The following is a 6903-nucleotide window of genomic DNA, read 5'->3' on the forward strand; positions in this document are numbered from 1 at the left end:
AGCACTTCTTCACCGGTGGCATCATGCCCAGTCACGATTTGATCGGTGCGTTCGGCGCTCCGTTCAAAGTCGTTGAGACCTGGCGCTGGAACGGGAGGCACTACGCACGCACCGCGAACGACTGGTTGGCCAACATGGATCTCAACGAGGCGCGCGTGATGAAGGCGTTCAAGCCTGCCTACGGAGAAGATGCGCGCATTTGGTGGAGGCGCTGGCGGCTCTTCTTCCTTGCGACCGCCGGCCTCTTTGGGCACCAGGCAGGCGAGGAGTGGGGCGTGAGCCACCATCTGTTGCGCCCCGTGAGCTGACCTCCAACAAGCAAAACGGCGGCTCGAAGGCCGCCGTTCCACTGTGTAATGCCTTTTTCGGGACTAGTTCGGCATCACGACGGTGTCGATGACGTGGATTACGCCGTTGCTCGCGCCGATGTCGGCCGTGACAACGTTGGCCGCATCGACTTTGACGCCGTCAGTGGCATCCACCGCAAGCGTATCGCCCTGAACAGTCTTGACTTCGGTCGACTTGCCGGCGATGTCACTCGACATGATCTTGCCGGGGACGACATGGTAGGTCAGGATGGCAACCAGCTTGTCCTTATTCTCGGGCTTAAGCAGGTCCTCGACCGTGCCTGCCGGCAGCTTGGCGAACGCCTCGTCGGTCGGGGCAAACACTGTGAACGGACCGTCGCCCTTCAGCGTATCGACCAGACCGGCAGCCTGAACGGCAGCCACCAGCGTCTTGAACTGGCCGGCGCCGGCTGCCGTGTCGACGATGTCCTTGGACTTGGCTTGCGCCACTGAGACCGTGAAGACCACGAGGGCGAGAGTCATAAACGTGCGCAGAATCTTCATGTTGAACCTCCGTTGGGGGAAACGTTGCTAACGGGAAGGCTTACGCGCCGTGCCCGCCCACGGATCAGGGGCGCGGTTTCAAGTCTTTGTGACTGTGCCTGAGCGATCCAACGCGCCCGGCCCTTCGTATCTTGCTCGTCTACTGCCTCCTCTACTGCTGCGGGACTTATCGAAATGACTTATGTCGTTGCCTACATCGCCACGGCGGTGAGCTTCCTGGCGATCGATTTCATTTGGTTGGGATATATCGCGAAGGACTTCTATCGCCGGGAGATCGGCGCCTTGCTGCTTGAGAACTTCAACATGGCGGCAGCCGTGGGGTTCTACCTGATGTTCGTGGTAGGCATTCTCATCTTTGCGGTGCTCCCCGCCTTGCAAGCGGGATCGTGGAAGACGGCCCTCATCTATGGTGCCTTGTTTGGCTTTTTCACCTACGCAACTTACGACATGACAAATCTTGCGACCCTGAAGGGGTGGAGCGTGTCCGTCGTCGTCGTTGACATGGCGTGGGGGGCGTTCATTACTGGCGTTGCGGCGCTTGCCGGCTATTTCGCGACGCGTGCGATTGTCGGGGGCTAACCCGTTTCACGAGTGATCCGGAACAGCACACCCACCGTATCCTCCGCGTCGCGTCAAATACTGCCAGGGGAAGAATGAGAACACTCAACATCGCGGTGATTGGGTCCGGCATTTCAGGCCTCTCATCCGCGTGGCTGCTTGCCAAACGGCACCGCGTTACGTTGTTCGAGCAAGATGGACGCCTCGGTGGCCACACCAATACGATCGAGGTCGAGACGGCTGACGGGACGGTCCCGGTGGATGCCGGCTTCATTGTCTACAACGAGCAGAACTACCCCAATCTGACCGCGCTGTTCGCCCATCTCGGCGTGCGCACAGACCCCACCGAGATGACATTTGCCGTCTCCGACGGCGGCGCGTTCGAATATTCGGGTAGTGGCCTCTCGGGGCTTTTCGGACAGCCGTCGAACATTTTGCGACCACGGCAGTGGCGCCTCGTCGCCGACCTAATGCGGTTTTTCCGATCGTCGCGCGCGCGGCTGAGCCTCTATCCTGCTGACATCTCGCTCGGCGCTTTCCTGGAAGCAGAAGGCTACTCACCCTCTTTCATCGACGACCACATCCTCCCCATGGGCGCCGCGATATGGTCCACACCTATGACCTCGATGCTGGATTTTCCGGCAAGCGCCTTCATCAACTTCTACGCCAATCACGGCCTCCTGAAAGTCAACGATAGGCCGGCCTGGCGCATCGTGTCGGGCGGCAGCAAGCGCTATGTGGAGAGCATGATCGCCGACGCCGATATCGACGTGTTGGCGGGATCCGCCGTCCGCCGTGTCGGGCGCAGTGAAACGTGTGTGCATGTCGAGGACAATCAGGGAATTGTTCGCCTCTTCGACCATGTGGTCATGGCTGGACACGCCGACCAGGCTCTGGCCGTGCTGAGCGATCCGACTGAAGAGGAGACTTTGCTTCTCGGCGCTTTTCGCTATGAACGCAATCGCGCCATTCTGCATCGCGACAAGCGCCTTATGCCCAAGCGCCGGCATCTCTGGGAGAGCTGGAACTACATGAAGCAAGGCCGAGGTACGGACAGTGCCCTCTGCGTTACGTACTGGATGAATAGCCTGCAGCACTTGCCGACGACCACGGACCTCTTCGTCACGCTCAACCCCTATCGCGAAATACATCCCAAGGCAGTCGATACCGAAATCTTATACGATCATCCTGCTTTCACCAACGAGGCCATGGCTGCGCAGCGCAAGTTGTGGTCGTTGCAGGGCAAGCGGCGCACATGGTTCTGCGGTTGCTATTTCGGCTACGGCTTCCATGAGGACGGCCTGCAGAGTGGGCTCGCGGTCGCCGAACAGCTTGGCGGCGCACGCCGTCCGTGGTCGGTCCCAGGTGAGTCCGACCGGATCCATGTCACGTATGTGAAACCGGAAATCGAGCATACTCCGCTCGAGGCCGCTGAATGATGTCGCCGGTGACCGGGTCCGCGCTTTACAATGGCGTCGTGGTGCATAAGCGTATGCGCCCAGTGCAGCATGCGCTGCGCTATCATGTGTTTTCCCTGTTGCTTGACTGCGACGAGCTCGCCGAGCTCGACCAGCGATTGAAATTATTCTCCTACAACCGCTTCAATGTCCTCAGCCTCCATGATCGCGATCACGGCGATGGAAGCGCGCTGCGCAGATATCTGCGGCGCATCGCGGCGCAGAGTGGGCAGGAGATCGATCGCTTCTTGATGCTCTGCTACCCGCGCATGCTCGGCTACGGGTTCAATCCCGTCACGGTCTATTTCGGCTTGGCCGCCGATGGCCGTCTGAAGCTTATGATCTACGAGGTCAACAATACCTTCGGCGAGCGCAAATCCTACGTCATTCCAGTGCCAGAGGATGCTGCTTCCGGCATCGTCAGTCAGGGGTGCCGCAAATCATTCTATGTCTCGCCGTTCAACGCCGTTGAGGGGCGCTACAAGTTCCACCTGACGCCTCTCGGGGAGCACGTCACGGTCGGCGTTGCACTGGAGAACGACCAAGGTCCGGTTCTGAAGGCATACTTCCGGGGCTCTCGCTCGGTTTTAAGCGACGCATCACTCCTAGTCGCCGTTCTGCGAACCGGCTGGCTGTCGGTGAAGGTCATCGCCGCGATCCATTTCGAGGCGCTGAAGCTACGGCTCAAGGGACTTCGCCTGCAGCAGCGGCCGCCGGCACCCAGGTCCGCAATCGACTTCGTGCACCCGCGAAAACAAAATCAAACATCATGACAGATGCTTTTTCCCAGCGCGCGCACCAGCGCTCCGGTACACTGACGCGCCTTGTGGTGGGCGCAGGCGAGCGATTGCTTGCTTGGCAGCCGCAAGGGTCGATCGTCGTAGAATTGCCGACCGGCCGCCGTATCAGCTTCGGGCGAGATCTCCCACATGATGCGGCGCTGAAGCTGAACAACTACCGCGTGATCACGAAATCGATCCGCCGCGGCGCGCTCGGCTTCGCCGATGCCTTCATCGCCAGCGACGTCGATTGTTCCGACTTGGTTGGTCTGTTCCGCTTCTTTTCCCGCAACTATGCCGCATTCGAGAAATCCGGCCGAGGCCTCTTTTCATATAGCGTGGTCGATCGCATCCGGCACTTGCTGCGCCGAAACACACGGGAAGGCAGCCGCCGCAACATCACTGAGCACTACGATCTCGGCAACGCGTTCTTTCAGAAATGGTTGGACAGCCAGGTTTTGTATTCGAGCGCGCTTTACAGCGAGAGCACCCAGACGCTGGAGGAGGCCCAGGGCGCGAAGCTCGACGCCATACTCGATTGCCTTGAGCTCAAGCCGGGCATGAGCCTGCTAGAGATCGGCTTTGGTTGGGGTGCGCTCGCGCTCCGAGCCGCCCGTGACCGCGGCGCTTCCGTCACGGGCATCACGTTGTCGCAGGAGCAGCACGCGTATGCATCCGAAAAGGCCAAAAGCGAAGGTGCGGATGGAATGTGCCGCTTCGAAATGAAGGACTACCGGGACACGCAAGAACAGTTCGACCGGCTGGTTTCGGTGGAGATGATCGAAGCCGTCGGCGAGGACCGGTGGCCGCGCTACTTCCGCACGATCCATGACCGGCTCCAGCCCGGCGGCATCGCGGTACTTCAGGCAATCACGATCGGCGAGGAGCACTTCCCGGACTATCGGCGGAAGGCAGACTTCATTCAGCGCTACATCTTCCCGGGTGGCATGCTACCGACCAAATCCATCATGGCGGAGCAAGCCGAGTTGGCGGGACTCCGCTTCGAGCCTGTGATGAATTTCGGATCGTCCTATGCGCGGACCCTGCGGGAGTGGCGCCGCCGCTTCAAAGCCCGCTGGCCGGAAATCGAACCTCTTGGGTTCGACACCCGGTTCCGCCGGAAGTGGGAGTACTACCTCGCCTATTGCGAGGCCGGTTTCCTGGAGGACATCATCGATGTCGGGCTTTACCGGTTGACCCGGCCGGCTGTCTAGACTCCCACCAGAGGCTGGAACAGCCGCCCAAAGAAGCTCTTGAAGCGCGTCGGTGCCTCGCTTGCGACCAGGCAGATACACGGCTCATCGGAATCGACAACTGGCTGGTGCTCGATATCCTCATCGAGATCGGCCACATCGCCAGGCCCAAAGCGCCCGAGAGCGTCACGATAAGAGCCGGTCAGGACCAGCGTGATCTCCATGCCGCCATGACCGTGCTCAGGAATCTTCTTCCCGGGAGCAATCTTCAGAAGCGTGAGCGAACCCCGGGCCGCCTTGGACGTCGGAAGCCGATGCACGGCGACGCCGGGAGCCACCGACTTCCACGCGATGGCGTCAAGCGGCGCGGTGACGAGCCTGCCAAGCGGACGGGGTAAGGACTGCTCAGCCGACCGAGGCTCGGCCCGCTCTTCAGACGGCTCGTCCAGTCTACTCATGGCGCGCTCAAGCGCGGCCTCGTTCAGTCCGACGGCATCGATGGTCTCCAGCATGGTGCCGCCGACCTCCTCGATCTCATGGAGGCGGGCCCGGCATTTCGCGCACGAGGCGAGATGCGCGGCGACCACGGTGGCGAAGGCCTCATCGAGGCTACCGGCCGCATAGCTTGCCAATGTTGCCGTATCGGGATGGTGTTCAATCTTCACTTCACGTCCTCCAGGCGCTCTCGCAACTTGCCGTAAGCGAGGCGCATGCGCGACTTCACGGTTCCAAGTGGCACGCCAAGCTCCTGCGCAATGTCGACTTGTGGCATGTCATGGATGAAAGACAATTCGATCACGCGCTTCTGGTCCGGTGGCAATTGTGCCACTGCCGCCGAAACCAAAGTGCTTTGCTGCCGCACATGAACTTCCTCTTCGCCGCTGGCATCGGGAGATTCCAAGTCTAGGTCGTCGATATCATCGTAGGCCTGGGGCGACTGGCGCCGCAGCTTGTCAATGCGCCGGTTGCGCGCGATGGTGAACACCCAGGCGGCAACGCTACCTCGCTCAGGCGAATAGAGCGCCGCCTTTCGCCACAGAATAAGCATTACGTCCTGGACAAGGTCCTCCGCCATACTGGCGTCGGCACCACTTTTAATCATCAGCGCCTTGACCCTCGGACCGAAGCGCAAGAATAGGCACTGGTACGCAGCGCGGTCGCGGTTGCAGGCGACGCGCTGGACCAACTCATGATCGTCTTCATCCCTGTCCGGACGGGACGACACCGATAATGCCTTGCTCATGCAGTTAGGGCTGTTTGGCCGTGGCTTTCTGCTCTGCACTATATCTGATCTGTTCTGTATACGACACCGCCGGCCGTCTGGATCACTTGCGGTCTTTCATGATGGCTCGGTTCGCCTGGCCGGTAGTCCGCCCCCCTCGCGGCACCCGCAGGTCCCGCCTCCTCTCATCACACAGTCGTGTCCCCTGTAGCCGGCGAAGGGCATGATCCAGCCGGCGTATGACCGCGTAAGCAGAACAGAACGAGAGAGGACACACAGCTCAAGCGCGTGCCGAGAGTAGAAGAGCTAATACAGGAGAATCCCTATGTTGACGCAGCTATATCGACTCGTGATGAACCCTTCAGAGAACCCGCTTCGCACATTACCGCCGATTGTTCGGTTCCAGTTTATGGTGATACTGTCCTACATGTGGTCCGCGATCTTCGCGCTCTGGATCGGCTACATGTGGTTGATGGGCCCCAGCATCATTGCGCACACCTTCCTTCTGGTGGGTGTCTTCTTCACGAGCGAGATCTTCGCGCTCGCGAGTAGGCAGTCAAAGCAGTTCTTGCAGAAGGCCGCCGCGCGTTGAGCGCGGCAGTCGTCGGACGAGCCGTGTAGGATCGGAGGGTAGTCGTGGCGCATGTTCTCGTCATCGGCGCCAGCGGTGGCATCGGTCGAGAGACGCTTTCGGCAGCTCTCGATGCTGGCCACCGCGTCCGGGCGTTCTCTCGGTCGGCGAATGAGATCGACCTTGAAAACAATTACTTGGAGAAACACTCCGGAGACGCGATGAACGAGGCCGGCATTGATGCAGCTCTGGATGGTATTGATGTCGTCGTA

Annotated in this window: 9 protein-coding genes and 1 pseudogene; 7 read left to right on the top strand and 3 right to left on the bottom strand. The window is 60.3% G+C overall.

Annotated features, from left to right (window positions below; genetic code table 11):
- Positions 1 to 308 (top strand): annotated as a pseudogene (locus ABY454_RS11740) (SAM-dependent methyltransferase); the annotation flags it as partial.
- Between the two features lie 63 nt (positions 309 to 371).
- Here the strand turns inward: ABY454_RS11740 and ABY454_RS11745 are convergent.
- Positions 372 to 851, bottom strand: coding sequence for a fasciclin domain-containing protein (locus tag ABY454_RS11745; protein ID WP_372930893.1), 480 nt, complete (start codon positions 849 to 851; stop codon positions 372 to 374).
- A gap of 174 nt (positions 852 to 1025) precedes the next feature.
- Between ABY454_RS11745 and ABY454_RS11750 the strand changes: the two genes are divergently transcribed.
- The 4 genes from ABY454_RS11750 (at position 1026) to ABY454_RS11765 (ending at position 4859) form a co-directional block, all read left to right on the top strand.
- Positions 1026 to 1430, top strand: coding sequence for a DUF2177 family protein (locus ABY454_RS11750; RefSeq protein WP_372930894.1), 405 nt, complete (start codon positions 1026 to 1028; stop codon positions 1428 to 1430).
- Positions 1431 to 1504: 74 nt separating this feature from the next.
- A complete protein-coding gene (locus tag ABY454_RS11755) occupies positions 1505 to 2848 on the top strand; it encodes an NAD(P)/FAD-dependent oxidoreductase (protein ID WP_372930895.1) in 1344 nt (447 codons plus the stop codon).
- Positions 2845 to 3639 (top strand): DUF1365 domain-containing protein, encoded by a 795-nt coding sequence (locus ABY454_RS11760; protein WP_372930896.1) that lies wholly within the window; start codon positions 2845 to 2847, stop codon positions 3637 to 3639. Before ABY454_RS11755 ends, ABY454_RS11760 begins: the two co-directional genes overlap by 4 nt.
- A complete protein-coding gene (locus ABY454_RS11765; RefSeq protein WP_372930897.1) occupies positions 3636 to 4859 on the top strand; it encodes a class I SAM-dependent methyltransferase in 1224 nt (407 codons plus the stop codon). Before ABY454_RS11760 ends, ABY454_RS11765 begins: the two co-directional genes overlap by 4 nt.
- On the opposite strand, the gene ABY454_RS11770 is transcribed toward ABY454_RS11765, so the two are convergent.
- Both ABY454_RS11770 and ABY454_RS11775 read right to left on the bottom strand, forming a co-directional pair.
- Entirely contained in the window at positions 4856 to 5503 is a 648-nt protein-coding gene (locus ABY454_RS11770) for a ChrR family anti-sigma-E factor (RefSeq protein ID WP_372930899.1), read from the bottom strand. The genes ABY454_RS11765 and ABY454_RS11770 overlap by 4 nt on opposite strands.
- Positions 5500 to 6081 carry a sigma-70 family RNA polymerase sigma factor gene (locus tag ABY454_RS11775; protein ID WP_372930900.1) on the bottom strand — a complete coding sequence of 194 codons (582 nt, stop codon included), beginning with the start codon at positions 6079 to 6081 and terminating at the stop codon, positions 5500 to 5502. Before ABY454_RS11775 ends, ABY454_RS11770 begins: the two co-directional genes overlap by 4 nt.
- A 304-nt stretch (positions 6082 to 6385) precedes the next feature.
- On the opposite strand from ABY454_RS11775, the gene ABY454_RS11780 reads away from it, so the two are divergent.
- Together ABY454_RS11780 and ABY454_RS11785 are read left to right on the top strand one after the other, a co-directional pair.
- Positions 6386 to 6652, top strand: a complete 267-nt coding sequence (locus ABY454_RS11780; protein ID WP_372930902.1) for a hypothetical protein — start codon at positions 6386 to 6388, stop codon at positions 6650 to 6652.
- A gap of 44 nt (positions 6653 to 6696) precedes the next feature.
- On the top strand, positions 6697 to 6903 hold a 207-nt coding region (locus ABY454_RS11785), incomplete at its 3' end, for an NAD(P)H-binding protein (RefSeq protein ID WP_372930903.1).

Origin of the sequence: Methyloceanibacter sp. (assembly GCF_041573655.1) — a bacterium.
In the GTDB taxonomy this organism is placed as follows: domain Bacteria; phylum Pseudomonadota; class Alphaproteobacteria; order Rhizobiales; family Methyloligellaceae; genus Methyloceanibacter.

Bases quoted from the DNA above. Each gene is read 5' to 3' on its own strand.
- ABY454_RS11775 (WP_372930900.1), bottom strand. From the start codon at position 6,081: ATGAGCAAGGCATTATCGGTGTCGTCCCGTCCGGACAGGGATGAAGAC.
- ABY454_RS11765 (WP_372930897.1), top strand. From the start codon at position 3,636: ATGACAGATGCTTTTTCCCAGCGCGCGCACCAGCGCTCCGGTACACTG.
- ABY454_RS11755 (WP_372930895.1), top strand. From the start codon at position 1,505: ATGAGAACACTCAACATCGCGGTGATTGGGTCCGGCATTTCAGGCCTC.
- ABY454_RS11760 (WP_372930896.1), top strand. From the start codon at position 2,845: ATGATGTCGCCGGTGACCGGGTCCGCGCTTTACAATGGCGTCGTGGTG.
- ABY454_RS11745 (WP_372930893.1), bottom strand. From the start codon at position 851: ATGAAGATTCTGCGCACGTTTATGACTCTCGCCCTCGTGGTCTTCACG.
- ABY454_RS11780 (WP_372930902.1), top strand. From the start codon at position 6,386: ATGTTGACGCAGCTATATCGACTCGTGATGAACCCTTCAGAGAACCCG.
- ABY454_RS11750 (WP_372930894.1), top strand. From the start codon at position 1,026: ATGACTTATGTCGTTGCCTACATCGCCACGGCGGTGAGCTTCCTGGCG.